At 62.2% G+C, this 20,399-nt stretch carries 15 protein-coding genes; 10 read left to right on the top strand and 5 right to left on the bottom strand.

All coding sequences use genetic code 11. The features are described from left to right. The first annotated feature begins 150 nt into the window (after positions 1–150). From petA to LPJGGPFB_RS11915, 3 genes are read left to right on the top strand one after another with little or no spacing between them, the layout of a single operon-like run. A complete protein-coding gene (gene petA, locus LPJGGPFB_RS11925) occupies positions 151–729 on the top strand; it encodes a ubiquinol-cytochrome c reductase iron-sulfur subunit (protein WP_173420094.1) in 579 nt (192 codons plus the stop codon). A gap of 14 nt (positions 730–743) precedes the next feature. After that, the gene (locus LPJGGPFB_RS11920) at positions 744–2,024 is read left to right on the top strand and encodes a cytochrome b (RefSeq protein WP_077503654.1); all 1,281 of its coding nucleotides are present in this window, start codon (positions 744–746) and stop codon (positions 2,022–2,024) included. Between the two features lie 32 nt (positions 2,025–2,056). Continuing rightward, positions 2,057–2,926: a cytochrome c1 gene (locus LPJGGPFB_RS11915; RefSeq protein ID WP_173420093.1), complete on the top strand. Its 870-nt coding sequence runs from the start codon at positions 2,057–2,059 to the stop codon at positions 2,924–2,926. Positions 2,927–4,108: 1,182 nt separating this feature from the next. On the opposite strand, the gene LPJGGPFB_RS11910 is transcribed toward LPJGGPFB_RS11915, so the two are convergent. Then, complete coding sequence (locus LPJGGPFB_RS11910) at positions 4,109–10,789, bottom strand: apolipoprotein A-IV repeat region-like domain-containing protein (RefSeq protein ID WP_173420092.1); 6,681 nt, start codon at positions 10,787–10,789, stop codon at positions 4,109–4,111. A 616-nt stretch (positions 10,790–11,405) separates the two neighbouring features. Here LPJGGPFB_RS11910 and LPJGGPFB_RS11905 point away from each other — a divergent pair. Further along, entirely contained in the window at positions 11,406–11,774 is a 369-nt protein-coding gene (locus LPJGGPFB_RS11905) for an Hpt domain-containing protein (protein WP_173420091.1), read from the top strand. 178 nt (positions 11,775–11,952) lie between these two features. Then, entirely contained in the window at positions 11,953–12,273 is a 321-nt protein-coding gene (locus tag LPJGGPFB_RS11900; protein ID WP_025427192.1) for a 2Fe-2S iron-sulfur cluster-binding protein, read from the top strand. 463 nt (positions 12,274–12,736) lie between these two features. Here the strand turns inward: LPJGGPFB_RS11900 and LPJGGPFB_RS11895 are convergent, their stop codons facing one another. After that, positions 12,737–13,366, bottom strand: a complete 630-nt coding sequence (locus tag LPJGGPFB_RS11895) for a DUF922 domain-containing Zn-dependent protease (protein ID WP_173420090.1) — start codon at positions 13,364–13,366, stop codon at positions 12,737–12,739. Positions 13,367–13,471: 105 nt separating this feature from the next. Between LPJGGPFB_RS11895 and folP the strand changes: the two genes are divergently transcribed. Genes folP through folK form a run of 3 tightly spaced genes read left to right on the top strand, consistent with a single transcriptional unit; the run spans position 13,472 to position 15,220 of the window. After that, a complete protein-coding gene (gene folP, locus LPJGGPFB_RS11890; protein ID WP_173420089.1) occupies positions 13,472–14,323 on the top strand; it encodes a dihydropteroate synthase in 852 nt (283 codons plus the stop codon). Positions 14,324–14,337: 14 nt separating this feature from the next. Then, entirely contained in the window at positions 14,338–14,706 is a 369-nt protein-coding gene (folB, locus tag LPJGGPFB_RS11885; protein ID WP_053247535.1) for a dihydroneopterin aldolase, read from the top strand. Continuing rightward, complete coding sequence (gene folK, locus LPJGGPFB_RS11880; protein ID WP_173420088.1) at positions 14,696–15,220, top strand: 2-amino-4-hydroxy-6-hydroxymethyldihydropteridine diphosphokinase; 525 nt, start codon at positions 14,696–14,698, stop codon at positions 15,218–15,220. Before folB ends, folK begins: the two co-directional genes overlap by 11 nt. Before the next feature lie 70 nt (positions 15,221–15,290). Here folK and LPJGGPFB_RS11875 read toward each other — a convergent pair whose 3' ends face one another. Beyond that, positions 15,291–15,842, bottom strand: a complete 552-nt coding sequence (locus LPJGGPFB_RS11875; RefSeq protein ID WP_173420087.1) for a hypothetical protein — start codon at positions 15,840–15,842, stop codon at positions 15,291–15,293. Positions 15,843–16,088: 246 nt separating this feature from the next. Here LPJGGPFB_RS11875 and LPJGGPFB_RS11870 point away from each other — a divergent pair, with 246 nt between their 5' ends. After that, positions 16,089–16,952: a cytochrome b/b6 domain-containing protein gene (locus LPJGGPFB_RS11870; RefSeq protein WP_173421024.1), complete on the top strand. Its 864-nt coding sequence runs from the start codon at positions 16,089–16,091 to the stop codon at positions 16,950–16,952. Next, positions 16,949–17,740 (top strand): molybdopterin-binding protein, encoded by a 792-nt coding sequence (locus LPJGGPFB_RS11865; protein ID WP_173420086.1) that lies wholly within the window; start codon positions 16,949–16,951, stop codon positions 17,738–17,740. The genes LPJGGPFB_RS11870 and LPJGGPFB_RS11865 overlap by 4 nt, the downstream gene beginning before the upstream one ends. Positions 17,741–17,749: 9 nt before the next feature. Here the strand turns inward: LPJGGPFB_RS11865 and LPJGGPFB_RS11860 are convergent, their stop codons facing one another. Together LPJGGPFB_RS11860 and LPJGGPFB_RS11855 are read right to left on the bottom strand one after the other, a co-directional pair. Continuing rightward, complete coding sequence (locus tag LPJGGPFB_RS11860; protein ID WP_173420085.1) at positions 17,750–18,835, bottom strand: YcjF family protein; 1,086 nt, start codon at positions 18,833–18,835, stop codon at positions 17,750–17,752. Then, positions 18,832–20,325 (bottom strand): YcjX family GTP-binding protein, encoded by a 1,494-nt coding sequence (locus LPJGGPFB_RS11855; protein WP_173420084.1) that lies wholly within the window; start codon positions 20,323–20,325, stop codon positions 18,832–18,834. Before LPJGGPFB_RS11855 ends, LPJGGPFB_RS11860 begins: the two co-directional genes overlap by 4 nt. Positions 20,326–20,399 lie beyond the last annotated feature (74 nt).

Here is a 20,399-nt window from a genome sequence, read left to right as displayed (position 1 = left end):
GGCGCCTAAAGTGTGTTTGCAGCAGCAAACCGGCTAAGGTGTCAGCACTTTGATTGGGCGTGTTTCCTTGACCTAGGTCAAACCGCAAGGGCAGGGATCTCGCTGGGCGGATGCGGTTTCCGCAACATTGCGTGAGAGGATGGTTTAGCCGTGAGCGAACACGACATTTCAAGCGAGACCTCGGGCGAGCCCACTCGCCGCGATTTCCTTTACCTGGCCACCGGCATGGCGGGCGTCGTTGGCGCCGGCGCGGTCGCTTGGCCATTCATCGACCAGATGCGTCCAGATGCCTCGACGCTCGCGCTCGCCTCGATCGAGGTCGACGTGTCGAGCCTTCAGGCCGGCATGTCGCTGACGGCCAAATGGCGCGGCAAGCCGATTTTCATCCGCAACCGTACCGAGAAGGAAGTGGAAGAGGCCAAGGCGGTCGCTCTTGCCGACCTCAAGGACCCGGTTGCGCGCAACGCCAACCTTCCGACCAGCGCCGAGGCGAACGATCTCGATCGCTCCGCCGGCGAAGGCAAGGAAAACTGGATCGTAATGATCGGTTCCTGCACCCATCTCGGCTGCGTGCCGCTTGGTCAGGCCGGTGATTTCGGTGGCTGGTTCTGTCCCTGCCACGGTTCGCACTACGATACGGCTGGCCGAATCCGTAAAGGTCCGGCGCCGGAAAACCTCCCCGTGCCGACCTTCTCGTTCGTTTCCGACACAGTTATCAAGATCGGTTGAGGGGACTACTGATAATGAGTGCTGAACATTCAACCTACACGCCAACGACTGGCATTGAGAAATGGGTTGATTCCCGTCTTCCGCTGCCGCGTATGATTCACGACAGCTTCATCAGCTATCCGGTTCCCCGGAACCTGAACTACGCATACACCTTTGGCGCCATGCTTTCCGTCATGCTGGTCGTCCAGATCCTGACCGGCATCGTGCTTGCCATGCACTATGCTGCCGACACGACCGTTGCGTTCAACTCGGTCGAAAAGATCATGCGTGACGTCAACCACGGTTGGCTGCTGCGCTACATGCACGCCAACGGCGCGTCGTTCTTCTTCATCGCCGTCTACCTGCACATCGCCCGCGGCCTCTACTACGGCTCGTACAAGGCGCCGCGCGAAATCCTCTGGATCCTCGGCGTGGTCATCTATCTCCTGATGATGGCTGCCGGCTTCATGGGCTACGTTCTGCCCTGGGGTCAGATGTCCTTCTGGGGCGCGACGGTTATCACCGGCTTCTTCTCGGCCTTCCCGTTGGTGGGCGAGTGGATCCAGCAGTTCCTGCTTGGCGGATTTGCCGTCGACCAGCCGACGCTGAACCGCTTCTTCTCGCTGCATTACCTGCTGCCCTTCATGATCGCCGGCGTCGTCGTGCTTCACGTCTGGGCCCTGCACGTCACCGGCCAGACCAACCCGACCGGCGTCGAAGTGAAGTCGAAGACCGATACTGTTCCCTTCACGCCCTACGCGACGCTGAAGGACGCACTCGGCGTTTCCATCTTCCTGCTGATCTATGCATGGTTCGTCTTCTACCAGCCGAACTTCCTCGGCCATCCGGACAACTACATTCCGGCTGATGCGCTGAAGACGCCTGCTCACATCGTTCCTGAATGGTACTACCTGCCGTTCTACGCGATGCTGCGCGCCATCACCTTCAATGTCGGCCCGATCGACTCCAAGCTCGGCGGCGTTCTGGTGATGTTCGGCTCGATCATCATCCTGTTCTTCCTGCCCTGGCTCGATACGTCGAAGGTCCGTTCGGCTGTCTACCGTCCGTGGTACAAGCTGTTCTTCTGGATCTTCGTGGTCAACGCCATCATGCTCGGCTGGCTGGGTTCGCGCCCTGCAGAAGGCCTGTATGTCGTCATGTCGCAGATCGGCACGCTGTACTACTTCGGCTTCTTCCTCGTCATCATGCCGGTTCTCGGCCTGATCGAGACGCCCAAGCGCATTCCGAACTCCATCACCGAAGCGGTGCTGGAAAAGAAGAATGCGAAGGCTCAGCCGGCCACCGCACGCGCCTGATCAGAACAGCGATTGATAAGGAACTCACAACAATGAAAAAGCTTGTAACAGGTATTCTGTCACTTGCTGTCGTCGCTGGCCTCGGTCTCGGAGCTGCTGTCGCTGAAGAGGCTGCAGGTGGCGCGGAGCATGGCGGCGGCACGCCCCACTATCCGATCCACAAGCCCGAGCAGCAGGACTGGTCGTTTGCCGGCCCGTTTGGCAACTATGACAGGGGCCAGCTGCAGCGCGGCCTGAAGGTCTACACCGAAGTCTGTTCGGCCTGCCACTCGATGAACCTGGTGGCATTCCGCACGCTCTCGGGTCTCGGTTATTCCGACGCCCAGGTGAAGGCCTTCGCCGCGAACTACGAAGTTCAGGACGGCCCGAACGCAGACGGCGAAATGTTCACCCGCAAGGCCGTGCCTTCGGATCATTTCCCGTCGCCTTACCCGAACAAGGAAGCAGCTGCTGCGTCCAACAACGGTGCTGCACCGCCGGACTTCTCGCTGATTGCCAAGGCGCGCGGCATCGAGCGCGGCTTCCCGCAGTTCGTCTTCGATATGTTCGTGCCCTACCAGGAAGGCGGCCCGGACTATATCCACGCGCTGCTGACCGGCTACCATGAGCCGCCGGAAGGCGTTCAGGTCGCCGAAGGCACACACTACAACCCTTACTTCGCCAACGCTTCGGCGCTGGCGATGGCTCAGCCGATCTCCGACGATCAGGTTACCTACGACGATGGTGCTCCGCAGACGGTGGACCAGTACGCCAAGGACGTTTCGGCCTTCCTGATGTGGGCAGCCGAACCGCACCTGGAAGATCGCAAGCGCACCGGCTTCATGGTCATTGTGTTCCTGCTGATCTTCACCGGTCTCATCTACCTGACCAAGAAGTCGGTTTACGCCAACAAGGAACATTGATCTTCTGCCGGCTCGGCCGGCATGTGATCGAAATCCAGGAAAAGGCCTCGGGTTCGTCCGGGGCCTTTTCTTTTGTGCGATGTGGTTTTCGCCCGTCGCCGCGAAAGGCATCTGGGCTGCCCTGTCTGCACAGCGACGTGCCTACCGCGGCACCATCGTTAAGCGTTGTTTGCTCTCGCGCCGCAATCCGCCTCGCGCTGCGGATCCATGCCACGCGGTGATGCTGTCGTTTCCACGAGCAGCGTCAGCAGCATGTCACGCCTCAACCGTCGATCTGGGCGCAAGCACGCGCAGTCAGTGGGAAGGTGAGGTCAAAGCGTTGGTGGACCGCCGTTCCGTTCACAGCTGCGCAAGAGCGAGCGTAGGGTAGCCGCATCAGGCAACCGACAGATGCAAATGACGCGCGCAACAGTGCCGCAAGGAGCGGAGACCAAGGTTGTTTCCGTCGTTCAAACAGCATCCGTGGTGCGTCTGATGGTCGTTCGGCGTTCAGATCACAAGATCTAGTCCCGACTGCAGACGCAATCCTATCGGTGGGAATTCGCGGTAGAGTTCGCGTTCCGATCCCCGGAAGGATGCTGCGCGTTTTGGCGGCAGGCGGAGCTTGCCACCGATGGTTTTCCGTGAATTTGCCATCCATTGCGGACGCTTTGTCTGGCTCGCCCTTAATCGCACCACTGCCGAAGCGGCATGACAGCTTGCGCAACAGAAACTGGCACGGCGGCGGCGGTGAAGCGCGATGCCAGAGCGCCGTGCCGGTATCGGCATGAGACGTCGCTCGCAGGATCGAAGGTCCGTAACAACGACCTCGCAATCTATAAATGCTCAGAGCAGTGGGCAGAGAGCCTGCACCGATCGCAATTTTTAGGCCGATCGCGGTCGTTCTCCAATGCCCCAATTCCGTCGGAGGTGCTGCAACCCAAGGGTCGGCCTACCGGTCGGGCTTAGTTCTATGGCGGTGAGGACGCGGGAAGGGCACCGGCAGTGCATGTGGTATCAAGATACTCTGTGGTACCAGAGTAAGATATGGCATTCTCGGCCGGAGCGGAAACGCAATTGCCGATGCTGCTCTCGCGACAGCCAAACCAGTGCCAACGAGGCTTTGGCTCCCGCTCTGGCTGTTGATACGAAAACGGCCCCACCTTGCGATGGGGCCGTCTGATCTTTCCGATTGACGCTGCCTCAGTTGAAGCGGCCGGCTGCGTGGGCGAGCATCGTGTAGACCTTGCCCGTGTCGGACGTGAGGTAGGTCTGGGTGATGCGCTTGTCCGGATCGTTGCGCGCGACGTCAGCGAGCAGCTTTTCGAAGTCGGCGATGTAGCGATCGACGGCGGTGCGGAACTCCGGCTCGCGGTCGTATTTGCGCTTGATCTCGTCGAAGGTCTGCTGGCCCTTCAGCGTATAGAGCCTACGGGTGAAGACGTCGCGCTCGCCGCGCTGGTAGCGGCGCCACAGGTCTACCGACGCATCGTGATCGATGGCGCGGGCAATATCGACCGACAGCGAGTTCAGCGATTCCACCACGTGCCGCGGATTGCGGGTGTCGCCGCTGCGGGTCGCAGGCTGGCTTTCAGCCGGGCGCTGCGGTGCGGCCGCCGGGGCCTCCTCACGGGAAGCGGCGCGCAGCAGGTCGCGCATCCAGCCGCCGCCTTCTGCGACCTCGCTGGTGACGGCCTGTGTGGCCGGCTGGGCGCGGACAGGCTGGACTGCGACGGGCTGCTGGACGGGGGCAGGCTGCTGAATGGTTGCCTGCTCGATGCCGAGGCTGCCGCGCAGCGTCGGTGCGGGTTCCTGGCGGCGCGGCTCCGCGGCCGGCTGCTCGACCGGACGGGCGACAGCAACAGGTGCAGCAGCCACGGGGGCGGCGGCAACCGGCTGCTGGCGCAGCGGCTGGGCGACTTCGAGCTGCGTCGAGGACTTGCCGATGATGTCGGACAATTCCTGCAATGCCTTGATCTGCTCGGCCACGGCGCGACGCATGACGGCGGCGTTTTCCTTGGCTTCTTCCGGCAGGTCGAAGGCGCTGCGCTTCAGTTCTTCGCGGGTCATATCGAGTTCCTTGCGGATCTCGCCAGCCGAGCGGCGGATGTCGTCGGTCGCACCGCTGAAGCGGCCGATGGCTTCGTCGATCGCGATGCGAACGGCGTCGCGCAGCTGGGTTGCCACGCCGTCCGACTTCTTGCCGCTCTCGTTGAGCATGCGCTCGACATCGGAGACCGACGAGGCAACGCTGCCACGCAGACGGTTCGCCACTTCCTTGGAGCGTTCCTCGGCGTTTGCGAAGGCACCTTCGATCGAGGAGCCGGCATCTTCGCCAACCTTGGCAATCGCCTGACGAAGCGCTTCGGAGGCGCCGAGCGCACGGCCTTCAACCGCCGTGAGTGTCTTGTTGACGTCGGCAAACGAGGTTTCGACGCCGGAGCGCAGCGTATCGGCAATCTGGCGCGACCGTTCTTCGGCGCGCGAGAAGACGGCTTCAACAGACGCACCCGCTTCGTCGCCGGCCTGTGCCAGCGCATTGCGCATGGATTCGGCGGCTTCGGCTGCACGCTGTTCGGTGCTCGACAGCAGGCGACCGACATCCGAGAAGGACTGCTGGATGCCGCTGCGCAGGTTGCCGGCAACCAGACCCGAACGCTCTTCGGCGCGCTGGAAGGCGCCATCGACGAAGCCTTCGAGGGCACGCATGGTGCGCTCGATTTCCTCCGAGCGCTGCACGAGGCCGACGGAGAGGGTGCGCAAGGCATCCTGACGTTCTTCGAGCGTGCTGACGAGGTTCGACTGGGCGGCGCCCAAGAGATCCGAAGCCTGGCCGAGCACCTTGGAGTGATCCTCGAAGCGCCCGACGATACCGCCGATCTGCGACAGGGTGGAAGCGGAGATGTCCGAGAGCTTGTCGACCTTGCCTTCGATGAGGCGGGTGGAGGTCGACAACATGTCGGAGGCCTGGCGCGTGGTTTCGGAGAAGCGGCTGGCCGTCGCCTCGAGCCGCTGATCCATGTCACCGAGGTTGTTGCTTGCCTGGTCGATGACGGTTGCAATCGCTGTGTTGTTGGCAGCGAGCTGGTCGATCAGGCCGAGGGCCGTCGACTGCAGACGGTTCTCGACCATCTTCATCGCCTTCGCCGTCTCTTCGGCGCGCAGCGAAATGGCATTGAGCGTCTCGCCGGTGCGTTCGGTGATGGCGTTGACCAGCGCTGCATTTTCCGCACGCAGGCGGTCGGTGCTGTCCTGCGTCACGCTGGCGATGCGCTCAGCAGCCTCTCGGCCGGTTGCAGCATACTGATCGATAACCGGACGAGCCTGCTCGTCGATGATGCGTGACAGCTCCATCGAGCGACCTGCGAGCATCGAATTGAGTTCGCGGGTGCGATCGTCGAGCGTGCTGCGGATTGCTTCGCTGCGCGCTTCCAATGCCTTCTCCGCATCGGCAAGACCCTGCTGGATGTTCTGGGCGTGGCTGGCGACCTGACCATGGGTGGCGGCAAGGCGCGCAGTGGCGCTGTCGGAGGCGTCGGCGACCGACCGGGCGAGTTCGGCATGGCGTGAGGCCGTTGCCGCTGCGGTCTGCTCGATCGCGTTTGCGAAGTCGGCGTTGCGGGATGCGAGTACGTTTGCAAAGTCCTGACCAGCCTTGGAAAGAAGGCCGGCGGAACGGGCAGCTTCCGCGTCGAGTTCCTGTGCTGCCTCGTTGACGGCACCGCGAAGGGTGCTGACCAGACCCGCGGCCTTGCCCCCGATGCGGGCTGCCTCGGCGTCGAGCTCCTGGGCAACATCGCCGACGGCGCCGCGAAGGTTGCTGACGAGGTCGGCAGTCTTGCCCTCTATGCGACCCGTTTCGGCGTCGATCGCCCGTGTGACTTCGCCGACGGCGCCGCGAAGATTGCTAACGAGGTCGGCAGTCTTGCCCTCGATACGACCCGTTTCGGCGTCGATCTCCTGGGTGACTTCGCTGACGGCACCGCGCAGGCTGGTGACGAGGTCCGCAGTCTTGCCCTCGATGCGGCCGGCTTCGGCGTCGATCTCGTGCGTTACGTCGCTTACGGCGCCGCGCAGACTGGTGACGAGCACCGCTGCCTTGCCTTCGATGGTCCGGTTGACGTTTTCGAGACCGATGTTGAGGGCACGGTCCATGGTGCCCAGGCGCTCTTCGATGCGGTCCGTGCCGGCATTGATGGCGCTGGAGATACGGCTTGCGGCTTCCTCGCTGGCGCGGTCGATTTCGCCCGCGCGTTCGCCAAGGCTATCGGCAATGCGCTGTCCAGCGCTGCCAACGATCGCGTTGACGCCGTTGACGCTTTCGCGGACGCGATCCTCCAACGAGCCGAGGCTCGTTTCAAGACGCAGGCCCGTGTCATCGACGAGTGCGTTGACGCTGCCGACGCTGCCGCGGATACGGCCTTCCAGAGAACCGAGACTTGTCTCGATCTTGGCGCCGGTATCGTCGACAATGGCGTTGACGCTTCCGACGCTATCGCGGATGCGATCCTCAAGCGTGCCGATGCTGGCCTCGATGCGGAAGCCGGTGTCGTCGACGATGGCGTTGACATTGCCGACGCTGTCGCGGATGCGGTCTTCCATCGTACCGAGACGGGATTCGATGCGGTTTCCGGTTTCGTCGACGATGGCGCCAACCTTGTCGACGCTGCCGTGCATCCGGCCTTCAAGCGAGCCGAGGCGCGCTTCGATGCGAGCTGCCGTATCGTCGACAATCGCGCTGACATTATCGACGCCGCCGCGCATGCGCTCTTCGAGCGAGCCCAAGCGGGTCTCGACACGAACACCTGCCGTATCGGCAATGATGCCGACATTTTCTGCGCTGTCGCGCATGCGTTCTTCAAGCGCGCCAAGGCTCGTCTCGATGCGCAGGCCGGTGTCGTCGAGACGGTCGTTGAGACCGTTGATCGACATATCGACCCGATTGGTCAAAGTGTCGGCAGCAAGGCTGATCTGGCCCGCTGTCTCCGCCAGCCGCTCGGCGATGTTGCCGGTGGTCGAGCGCATGCGGGCTTCCAGCGTTTCGCCACTGCGGTCGATGATGCCGGCAAGAGCGGCCTGGCGCTCTTCGAGCGACATTTCGAGCATGCTGGCGCTGGTGGCAAGGCTGGTGGCAATCGACATGGACTGGTCGGACAGCATGCCTTCCAGCTGATCTCGGCCCTGATCGACGGCGAGGTTGATCGCGTTGATCCGGTCGTCGAGCGTGGCGCGGATCTGCTCGTGGGTCGACGACAGGGTTTCGCGCAAGTGCTCGGCACGGCCGGTGAGCGTCTGTTCGATTTCCGTTGCCTTGCCGGCAAGCGAGGCGGTCGCCTCGGTCGTGCGCGCCGTCAGCGCTTCGGCGATCTGTGCGCTCGTGGCGGTCAGCGCATCCGAAATCTTGCCGACGCGACCGCTCAGGTCTTCGGCGATGCGGGCGCTGGTGTTGGTGAGGGTATCGGAAATCTCGCTGACGCGGCCGCCGAGGTTTTCGGCAATCACGGAAACGCTGTCCGACAGCTTCTGTTCGATTTCGCCGACGCGGTCCGTCATCGTCTCGGCAACGGCCGTGGCGCGGAACGTCAGGTTGTCGGCGACGTCTTCGGCATGGCGGCTCAAGGACTCCGCCATCTCGTTGGCGCGGGCCGTCATTGTCGAAGTGATGTGGGAAGACCGGGCGGCAAGAACGCCGTCGAGCGCCGATGTCTGGTTTGACAGGGTTTCTGCAATCGCCTGGCTGCGTTCCGACAGAACGCGCTCCAGCCGGTCGGCCGTTTCGCCGACGGCGCCTTCGATCGCGTCCGTGCCGGTCGACAGCACGGTCGAAAGGGCAAGGGTGCGCTCGGACAGGGTGTTGTCGAGACGGTGCTGGCTTGCAGCGATGGCACTGGTGATCTCGTCGGTCGACCCGGTCAGCGTCTGCTCGATGCGAGCGTGAGCCGCCTGCAAGCCGTCGACGAACTGCGCCGTGCGGGTGTCGAGGCCCTCGGTCAGACGTTGTTCGCTCGAGGTCAGGGCATTGGCAAGCGCATCGGCGCGCTGGCCGAAACCGTTTTCGATGCGATCCTGTGCCTCGGAAAGAGCACCCATCAGGCTGCTGGTCTTTTCGGAAAGCACGCTGTCGATGCGGCTGTGAGCGCCGCCGATCAGGTTGCTGAGGTCGGATGTGCGGCTGCCGATCGTTTCCTCGATGAAGTCGTGCGTGGCGCCGAGCGCGGTCGCAAGCGACAACGACTGATCCGAAAGGGCCGAGCCGATCTTCTCGATGCTGCCGTCAAGAGCGCTGCCAATGGCATCCGAACCGCCGGTCACCGTTTCGTTGATGCGGTGCAGGCTTTCCATCAGCTTGGTGTCGAGCATGCTGGCCCGCTTGTCGAAGGCCGAGGCGAACTCGTGGAAGCGTTCGTCGAACGCGGTAGCCAGCTGGCCGACCGTCGTCTGCAGTTTCTCCTCGAAGAAGCCGCCGCGCAGGTCGAGATCCATGATCGCGTCGTCGGCGCTGGAGCGCAGGCTCTGGCGGAAATGTGCACCCTTTTCGTCGAGCGTGGCGTTGAGCGTTGCAAGTACGTCCTCAAGACCGCCGGCGATCGCGCTCTGGCCGACACTCAGGCTTTCGTTGAGATCGCGCGTGCGGGCAATCAGCGTTTCATTGAGCTGGCGGGCGCGCTCGTTGAGGGCTGCATTCAGCTTTTCTGTGTTGGCGTCGAGCGAGGAGGCGCGGGTCTCGAACTGGCCGAGCAGCTGCTCGCCGCGCTTGGTCAACGTATCGCTCAGCTGATCGAGGCGGGTGTCGAATTCGCTGCTGAGCCCGAGGCCGGCAGCGGTCAGGCCTGATAGCAGCGAGTCCGTGCGGTTCGTCAACATGGTGCCGATGTTCTGCAGGGCAGCATCGGACTTTTCACTGAGAGCCGCGGCGCGCGTATCGATCAGCGAGGCGAAGGCTTCGCCAGAGATCGCGATGCGCGAGGCAATGTCTTCGCCCGCCTGGTCGAGATCGTCCTTCAGCTTGCCGTGTGCACCGGCAATGGTGGAGCGGATACGCTCGGAGTGACCGATGATGGCTTCGCGCTCGAGGCCCAGCTCCTGAACCAGCGTGCGTACGCGCAGTTCGTTTTCGCTGTAGCTGCGCTCGAGTGCGTTGACCTCGGAGTGAACCAGCGTTTCAAGCTCGGTAGCGCGGGCAATCGTGCGCTCGATGCCTTCGTTCATCGCGGAGACTTCGCGGCGAACGGCCTGACCGACGGTCATGACCCGGTCGGCGGCTGCAGTTTCCGGCTCGGCCAGGCGCAGTGCCACTTCGGCCATGGAACGCGCGGCGTTACGCAGTTCCTGCGCGCGGGCGATCATGATGGCGAAGGAGAAGAAGAGCATGATGGGCAGCAGGATGCCGATGGCAACACCGACTGCACCCGGGGTGGCGGCGAGATCGCTCAGCGTGCGGATCTGCCAGATCTGCGGACCATAGAGCAGGTTTGCGACACCAAGGCCGGCGACGGCCCAGACGATGGAGACGAGGGCTGCGACCCGGATGGCGGCACGGTTCGAGCGTACGTCGAGGGCGCGCAACATGGCTGCCGGCGAGCGGCGGCCATCGTCGTTTGCCGGGGAAAGGGGAGGCGACTTAGGCGCAGGTTCGGGAGCGAGCCCGCGTGCGGCGTCATTGGCTCGCGCGGCGCGGGGTGGTTCCTGCTGAGGCTTGGCATTTCGACTGTGATCGGGCTGGGCAGCCTGATGGGTGGAGTCAGACACATTTTCCTCCGGATCATCCAAGGAAGTCTTGTCGTTAGGGCTCGACTTAAGCTCGTCAAAATCGATCTTAAGGGCCGCTTCCAGAGCCTGGAAGGCCTTTTCGTCAATCGACTCGTTGCTCTTCTTCGTCGCCATAGGGATACGCCTCATTACCTTTTGCCTCCGCCGAAGCGTGCCCATTCAAACCGCGACTGCGGCCGGGCACCCTCTTCACCGGGGCGGTGACGGCAAGATACGCGCATCACATCTACGCAATACCCTACTCAACACCCACATCATTTCCTCGATGGATAGTCGGAATTGTGCCCCGAGGGCACCACCCGCAACGCTTATCCACCGGAACGGTTGCCATTTTCGTACGCAGGCCCGTTCCTAACCGTATCGTAGTGACACATTAGCCGGGTTCTTACAATTAAGAGCACTCCGGCTTCATTAAAATCCTAATGAATTCTTAATGTGATAGAGGGGGTTAGGGCGGAAAAGACAAGGAAAACAGCAGGTTTAACGGTCATTAACCATTTTCCCAGATTCCTGCCTATATTGCGCCCCGTTTTAAGCCGATAGCAGCGCCCGCCCGTGGAGGATGATAGCTGCAGAAACTGCAGCGATCGTCCTGTGACGACGCCTGGTGAACAGGCGCGGTCTGGCATGGCGCCCGTGCCACCCTTTCCAGTCAATGCGCAAACTATGCGCGACGGCAAGGCGGCAGCGGACATGGACAACACTATACAAACAATAGGGAAATTGGCTGATGGCGGCCCTCAGAATTGCCTTTGAAGCTCCCGATACTCCGGGTAGCTCTTCTTCCTCCGGCAGGAAGCCCATCGACTTTGCCCATCTGACCGCGCAGACGATGGGCGACAAGGCGCTTGAAATAGAAGTGCTGCAATTGTTCGCGCGTCAGGCGCGCAAGGTGATGAAGGAAATCACCGAAGGCGAGGGGAATGGACGCGCGCAGGCCGCCCATCAACTGAAAGGGGCAGCCCTTGCCGTCGGCGCCGTCGATGTCGCGGCCGCCGCGGGCGCAATCGAGCAGCGTCCGACCGATCCAACTCTGCCCGACGTGCTTGCAACGAGCGTGCTTGAGGCCGAGCTGTTCATCCTCAAACTCTGCCGCTGATCGCAACCGGCTGGAAAGGCGCATCGCGCACGCTGAAACGCCGCGTCCGCGATGCGCTCACTGGCTGTTGTTGACTGAATGGCCGAATTGTTGGAAGAACCTTCCCTGAATTTGCGCCCGCCGCACCGCGCGGCTTTGCGCGATCGGCCAGTCCCATCAGCTTATTCCGGAAAGTGACATGACAAAACTTACGATCGTTGCCTTTGATGGCACGCGCCACGAACTCGATGTCGAGAACGGCTCGACCGTCATGGAGAACGCCGTTCGCAACTCGGTTCCCGGTGTTGAGGCCGAGTGCGGCGGGGCCTGCGCCTGCGCAACCTGTCATGTCTATGTCGACGATGCCTGGACGGCGGTCGTCGGCGCGCCGGAAGCGATGGAAGAGGACATGCTGGACTTTGCCTACGACGTGCGTCCGACCTCGCGGCTTTCCTGTCAGATCAAGGTCAGCGATGCGCTTGATGGGCTCGTCGTGCACGTGCCCGAACGCCAGGCCTGATCGCCGGCCGTCGGCGCCGCAGCTGCTGCTTTTCGATCCACCGATGCCGTATTTGCCAAAAAAGCGCCTCGCTGGTCGTGTGACGAGCGAGGCTAGGAGGGCGTATCGCACGCAGATGAGGGAGGGAACATCTGCTGCATCAAGACACGCCAGGAGAACCTGTACTGCTGCGGCATCGGCTTTTGCTCTTCAACAAACAAACCGACGCTGGCGAACTCAAGTAACGACAATATTTATACGTCCTGCGAGATCATCATGGCCCGCCAAATCGCTTCCGACAACGGAGGGTTGGATTTCATCTCGCCCTCACGTTTCATATTTTGAATATAAGCGAGTCGTTCCGCTTCAGCTATCGCTAGATTTCACCAATAAAATACTGTGGGTGCGCCCGCGCTAAACAGGTAGCGGTCAAGTATATTCCCGCTATGCTTATGCCGGTCACGAGGACGGAACGCCGCCCTGTCTATTCCTGTGTTTTCTGCAGTGTTTGCAGCCGGTACTGCAGCAGCCGGATGATACGCTTGTCGAAATTGGCCGCCTCCGTCCGGTCGAACCGGGCCTGGTCCTTGTCGTGGGCGGCGATGGCCTCTGCGCTGGCGCGCGTCACGCTTTCCTGCATTTTTTCGCAGTCCGCTTGTGGCTTGAGCGCCAGGAACGTCTTCTCCATCTTGCGGGCATGGTTGCGCGCGATCTCGGCGTGGCGTTCCTCGTGGCGCTTGATGTCGCTCGACAGCGTATCCCAAACCAAGGCGAGGTCGCGGCTCGCCTGCTTGCGATACTTCCAGCGCGGCAGAATGATGCGCGTGTTGAGCGTCACGACGGCCGCGCCGACAGCGCAGCGCCCCCCACGGTTGACGTAGGTGATGGTTCCGCCAAACTTGATGCGCGTTGCGCCCGGATGGCGTGCGCCAGTCGACTTCATCATCGGCCCGCCTTTGGAGAGGGCCTTGTCGAGATCCGCCGCCGTGCGGCCGCCGATCGAGAAATAGGAGAAGCTCTTGCTCATCACCGTTTCGCCGGACGCTGAGCCCAAGGGCATGGCAACCAGAAGGGCAAGAAGGGCGGCTTTGAGCGGGACGCGTACTCGAGACATCAATGCGTAGTTCTCTTTAGTTGAACTTCAATCAAGCTTGGGGCATAGCCAGCGCGGGTGCAACAGCAAATCGAAATGGTTGGTTGCTGCCCATCGTGAGGTGGAATGAATTACAATCCGTTTCAAAATTTTCATTGGACGCTGGCGCATGGCCGTAGCCTCGAACTGGGGCCGCGTGGCGTTTTGATGGCGATCATCAATGTTACCCCGGATTCTTTCTCCGATGGCGGTCGTTTCAGCGACACGGAAGCTGCGGTCGCGCAGGGCAAGCGCTGTCTTAGCGATGGCGCCTTGATCCTCGATGTCGGCGGTGAATCGACCAGACCTGATGCCGCACCGGTGAGTGCCGACGAGGAACAGAGCCGCATCCTCCCGGTCATTGCAGCTCTTGCGCGCGAGACCGATGCGCTCATATCGGTGGATACCTACAGGGCGGAAACCGCACGCCTTGCCGTCGAGGCAGGGGCTCATATCGTCAACGATGTGCACGGCCTTCAGCGCGAACCCGATATCGCACACGTCGCGGCGCAGACCGGAGCAGGGCTTTGCATCATGCACACCGGCCGTGACCGCGAAAAGCTTGCCGATGTGATCGAGGACCAGTTTCACTTTCTTGCATGCTCGCTGCAAATCGCGACGCAAGCCGGTATCGAACGCGAACGGATCGTGCTCGATCCGGGTTTCGGCTTTGCCAAGGATACGGAAGAGAACCTGGAACTGATGGCGCGGTTTGCCGAGTTGCACCGGTTCGAACTGCCGTTTCTGGTCGGCACGTCGCGCAAGCGTTTCCTCGGCGCGGTCACCGGACGAGAGCCGGCTGACCGTGACGCCGCCACCGCCGCAACGACGGCGCTCTTGCGGCTGGCGGGCGGCGCTATTTTCCGCGTACACGATGTCGCAAACAGCAGGGATGCGCTGATGATGGCGGATGCTATGCTGGCTGCAAAGAAGAGCTGACGGGACGAAAAACCATGAGCGCCACCTATACGATCACCCTGAAAAACTGTGCCTTCTTCGCGCGCCATGGCGTTCTCGACGAGGAAGAGTTCCTCGGGCAGCGGTTCTTCGTCGATGCGGAACTTGAAGTGGAGCAGGGCACGGCGCTGGTCGACGATTCGATCGACGACACCGTGCATTACGGGATCGCCTTTACCGAGATCGAGCGCATCGTCACCGGGCGTCGGCGCTACCTGATCGAGGCACTGGCGCTTGAGGTCGCCAAGACGCTCTGCGTCCGCTTCCCGCAGATCCGGCGGGCGAAGGTCTCGGTTCGCAAGCCGAATGCGCCTGTGCCCGGCGTGCTCGACTATGTCGAGGTGACTGTCGAGCATGTCGCCTGATATGAGCGGATCGATCGCGACACTGGGGCTCGGCGGCAATCTGGGCGAGCCGCGAAGGGCGATGGCCGATGCCCTGCAGATGCTTGACGCAAGGCCGGATTGCGCGGTTCGGGCCGTTTCACGCCTGTTTCGCACACCACCCTGGGGCAAGATCGATCAAGCCTGGTTCTTCAACGCCTGTGCCGAAGTCGAGACGACGCTCGGGCCGGAAGCATTGCTCGAAGCCTGCCTCGATATCGAGCGTCAGATGAAGCGGGTACGCGACGAGCGCTGGGGCCCGCGAACAATCGACATCGATGTCCTGACCTTCGGCAACATGTCCCTGTCCGAGAGCAGGCTGGAACTGCCGCATCCGCGCATGACCGCGCGCGGCTTCGTGCTGATGCCCCTTGCGGACTTCGCTTCCGGCATGAGCGTGAACGGACGGCGGGTCAAAGAGTGGCTGGCGGATGCCGACGTCACCGGCATCGAGGTGGCGGACGAAGACACGCATTGGTGGCGGGCACAGGCCTGAGATCGAGCGGCATAAACGACAAAAGCCCCGGCGTTCGGCCAGGGCTTTTGTCGTTGATCTGAATTGCCGTCTACTTGATCGAGCCAACGGCGATGTTGTCGACCTGGCGATTGAGGCTGACGCCGATTACCGGCACCATCGTGTTCTCGACCTTGACCGAGATCGTGATGTTCATCGTCTTGTCGTTCTGAAGCCGGGCGATCATCGCGCCGTTCAGCTTCTTGCGGTTGATGCCGACAACGACCTTGTCCTTGGCGACGTTGCCGGACACGATATCGAGACCCTTGCCGTCGGCGCCATCGAGGAATTTCCCGGTGTAGCTGTTGCCCTTCTGGGTGATCAGCGCCGACATCGGCTGCTTGAACACGCCGACACGGCAGAAGCCATCGAGCTTTATGCCGGCGTCATTGCCGGCGGCCGGTTCACCAGCGAGGTCGCAGGTGAACTTGGTGCCCTTGTATTTGCCGGCGACGATCTCGCCGGGGCCTGTCCATTGGCCGGAGACTCTCTCGAAGAAAGCCTTGTCCTTGCCGCCGGATAAGGCCGGCGTCGCAACGCCGACGGTTGCTGCAAGCGCGAAAGCGGCAGCGCCGCGAGCGATCAAAGAAGGGCGCGAGAACATAAACGATCCTTGATGGGTCAACGTCCGAAACTAGAAGCCACATTTGCGCGCAAATGGTTAATGGACGGTTTCTTTCGGGCGGATATCAAGGCTTCTTTGTGTCGGCGATGCCTCTTCGGGCGACACAGATCGCACGGCCGCAAGGCGTGCACCGCGTTCTCACCGTCATGTGCTTCGATGGGCGCAAACGTGTTTATGAAACTCTGTTGCATCGGCGTACGTATCCACTTGAAACGCGGAGGTTTCATGATGGCGGCGACGGACAACACCACCTCGGAAGCAGACGTCCCGATGGCACTGATCATCCGCCGTCATGGACTTGTCACCCGGCTGACCCATTGGCTCTGGGCACTCGCCCTGTTCTTTTTGCTCCTGAGCGGCCTGCAGATTTTCAACGCCCATCCCTCGCTTTATCTCGGGCAACAATCGGGTTTTGACTTCGACAATGGTGTGCTGTCCATCAGCGCCTTGCGCACGGAAGATGGCGATGTCAGGGGCGTGACGACGCTGCTCGGTCAGGGTTTCGACACGACTGGCATTTTCGGTGTCAGCGGCCCCCTCGATCGGCGCGCATACAGAGCCTTCCCGGCATGGCTGACAGTTCCCTCCTACCAGGACCTGGCGACGGGGCGGGTGGTACACTTCTTCTTCGCGTGGCTTTTTGCGGCAGTCTTTGTCGTCTGGATGGGGGCGAGCATGGTCAACGGGCACCTGCGCCGCGACATCCTGCCAACCGGCGCAGATCTGCGCGGTTTGCCGCGAAGCGTCATCAATCACCTGCAATTCCGATTCGATCACGGCCGCAGTTACAACGGCTTGCAGAAACTTTCGTATGCCGCTGTTTTGCTGGTCTTCTTTCCGTTGATGACCCTCACCGGACTGACGATGTCGCCGGGCATGGATGCAGCTTGGCCGTGGCTGCCCGACATCTTTGCCGGCCGGCAGACGGCGCGCACGATCCACTTCGTCGTCATGCTGTTGCTCGTTCTTTTCTTTGCGGTCCACATTTTCATGGTTTTTGCCGCCGGACCGATCAACGAACTGCGCTCGATGATAACTGGGCGCTACCGCGTTGATGCCAAATCGCAGCGCGAGGAGGCAGGACGATGAGCCGGCTTCTGATCAATCGCAGGCGCTTTCTGACAGCCGCCGGCGTCGCCGCCGCGACGTTGCCACTTGTCGGCTGTGATGCATTCGATGCCATTCTGCAAAGCAGAGGCATTGTCCGCGATGTCCTAGCGTCGGCGAACGACCTGACTTATCGCGTGCAGAGGCTCTTGATGGATGCCGACCGGCTGGCACCTGAGTTCGGCGAAAGCGACATCAGACAGGGGCAACGGCCGAACGGCTCGACCGATCCGACCGACCCACAGTACATTGCCCTCCAACAGCAGGACTTCTCCGAATACCGTCTCGCTATTGCCGGGCTTGTCGAAAAGCCGCTCAGCCTGACCTTGACCGAATTGCGCAACATGCCGTCGCGCACCCAGATCACCCGTCATGACTGCGTCGAGGGCTGGAGCTGTGTTGCCAAGTGGACCGGCGTTCCGCTTTCCAAGGTCCTCGATGAGGCCAGGGTCAAGCCGGATGCGCGCTATGTCGTCTTCCATTGTTTCGATCGCATGAACCTTGGGCTTTCCGGCTCGGTGGCCTACTACGAATCGATCGATCTCATCGATGCGCGCCATCCGCAGACGATCCTTGCCTATGGATTGAACGGAAAGCCGCTACCTGTCGCCAACGGCGCGCCGCTCCGCGTGCGTGTCGAGCGGCAACTCGGTTACAAGATGGCGAAATATCTCAGCTCCATCGAGGTCGTTTCGGAGCTCTCGACATTCGGTCGTGGCAACGGCGGCTTCTGGGAAGATCTCGGTTACGACTGGTACGCGGGCATCTAGTTCCGGCTTCTAGGTGTCGCCATTTTGACCGAGCGCGCGGCCGGCACCGGGTGCGAGGTCGGAGAGAAAGTCGCCGATCCCGGGTCGCTTCAGCGCCTTGAACGGCATCGGGCGGCACAAATCCATGGCGGCGATGCCGATGCGCGCCGTCATCAACCCATTGATCACGCCTTCGCCCAGCCGCGCCGAGAGTTTTGAGGCAAGGCCGTGGCCGAGCACCTGCTGGATAAGGCTGTCGCCGGCGGCGATCGAGCCGGTCACAGCGAGATGGGCGACGACGTCGCGCATCAACCTGATCATGCCGAGCGTGCCCGGGCGGCCGCCATAAAGCTCGGCCATGGCCCGGATCATCCTGGCGGATTCATAGAGCACATAGCCGAGATCGACCAGCGCGCGCGGGCTGACGGCAGTGACGATCGATACCCGCTTGGATGCGGCAAGGATGATGCGGCGCGCCTCGCGATCGAGCGGCGTCAACAATTCGCGCTCCGTCAGCTCCAAAAGGTGGGGGCTGTCGATGATTTCCCCTTCGGTTTCCTTGAGACGTGCCCGGCCGCGAGCCGTGCGCGGATTGGCGGCGAGAAGATGCACGAGTTTTTCCGCGGCCGATCGTGCCAGCTTGGTGTTGCCGGAGGCCGCCGCACTTTCCGCCTCCGCCTTCAAGCTCTGGACGGCTGTCAGTTGCATCATGCCTGAAAGCTCGCGGGCAACGATCACCAGCAGCGCCAGCAGTCCGACGGCAACCACACCCATCGCGGCATAGCCCAGCCAGTCGGCGCGGGAGAACAGGTCGCGGATCAGGCGATCGACCCAAAGGCCAGCCGCCAATGACAACACGATGCCGAGCGCGCCCATGGCGATCTTGCCGACGGACAGGCGGCGTTTGCGGGGATTTGCCTCGGGCAACGCAAGGCTCTCAACCGCGAGCGTGGTTTCGCGGAAAGGATCCTCTGCGTCCGGCGTCATCACGACCTTGTCGTCGAAACTCGCCGGCGCCCGACGGGGCCGGGCGCTTTCGGAGGCCTTCGGCTCCGGATCGGGGGCGACCGAAAAGGCACCGGGCTTTCTGCCTCGGCTGTTGAAATCATCGCTCATGCCAGCCGATCTCCGAACAGGAACTGCATCGCCCGATCGAGCCGTATATGGGGCACCGACAGTTTCAATCCACCACCGGTCTCCTCCAGATGCGGCGGCCGGAATCGGACGAAACTGAGTTCGGGCATCGGATGCGCATCGCCGAAGGTCGTTGCCGATGCATCCGCATCAACGGCCTTGAAGAGAACTTCAGGATCGTCCGGTAAGTCACCGGGAAATATAGCTGTTTTCCGCTCCCCGTCAAACGTGTCGCCGTTGATCTTCTCACCGGCGATCGGTGTGCCGACGATAACCGGCAGCGTATGCCCGCCATGATCGACGGTTGCCTCGCGCGTCGCCCGGACCGAGGCTATCGCCATGACCTCGAGCCCGGCACCGCTCATGCCGATGCTGGCAGCCGCCCGGCTGACCAGACGCGCCGTGATGCGCTCCAGACGGTCGTGGCTTTCGTGATGCAGGTGATCCGCCTTTGTTGCGGCGATCAGCACCTTGTCGATCCGTCGCGTCAGGAACGAAGAGAGCCAGCTGTTGGTGCCTGGGCGGAAGCAGGCCAGCACGTCGGCCAGCGCCTGCTCCAGATCCAGCAGGGCTTCCGGTCCGCCGTTGATCGCCTGCAGCGCATCCACGAGCACGATCTGTCGGTCGAGCCGCGCAAAGTGCTCGCGAAAGAACGGGCTGACGACGTGTTTCTTGTAGGCCTCGTAGCGGCGCTCCATCATAGCCCAGAGAGAGCCTTTGGGAGCACGGCCCTCGGGCAGGTCGGGCAAGGGCGAGAAGGTCAGGGCAGGCGAGCCCTCGAGATCGCCTGGCATCAGGAACCGACCAGGCGGCAGCGTCGAAGGCGAACTCGCATCCGCCTTGCAGGCCTTGAGGTAGGCTGTGAAGCTCTCGGCGAGCCGGCGCGCGCTGCTTTCATCCGCAATCGCCGTCGGCCCCGCCGACTGGGCAAGCGTCAGCCAATCCGCCGATAGCTTGGCGCGGCCATGCGCCCGAGCGCGGGCCACCGAATTGTCGCTGAACTCCTTGAAATTCTGCGCGAGCAGCGGCAAGTCGAGCAGCCATTCGCCGGGGTAGTCGACGATATCGAGCGACAGGCGACCGGCCGAAAACAGCCTGTTCCAGCCGCTGGCGCTCTCGAAGTCGAGGGTGATGCGAAGCTGGGAGATCGCGCGCGTCGAGTCCGGCCAGATACGATCGCGCACAAGAGCGGCGATGTGATCCTCGTATTGAAAGCGTGGCACGGCGTCGTCAGGCTGTGGCTCAAGCCTGATCTTCGAAACGCGGCCGGAGCGCACGGCTTCGAACACCGGCAGCCGTCCTCCGTTCAGGAGATTATGCACCAGCGATGAGATGAAGACGGTCTTTCCGGCCCTCGAAAGGCCTGTGACACCAAGCCGGATGGAGGGATTGACGAGCCCCGATGCACGATCGGTGAGATTGTCGAATGCAATCAGGGCGTCGTCTTTGAAGCTGGTCAGATTTGGCGCCAAGTCGTGCTATCCCTCGCGGACCGTGCCGCTTTCGTTCATGCGAATGTCTGGAGCCGAGACGTGTGACGGGCCCT

Origin of the sequence: Ensifer adhaerens, assembly GCF_013283195.1 — a bacterium.
GTDB classification, from domain to species: domain Bacteria; phylum Pseudomonadota; class Alphaproteobacteria; order Rhizobiales; family Rhizobiaceae; genus Ensifer; species Ensifer adhaerens_G.
The sequence above is the reverse complement of the archived record's forward strand: the minus strand, read 5'-3'. Positions and strand labels throughout refer to the sequence as shown.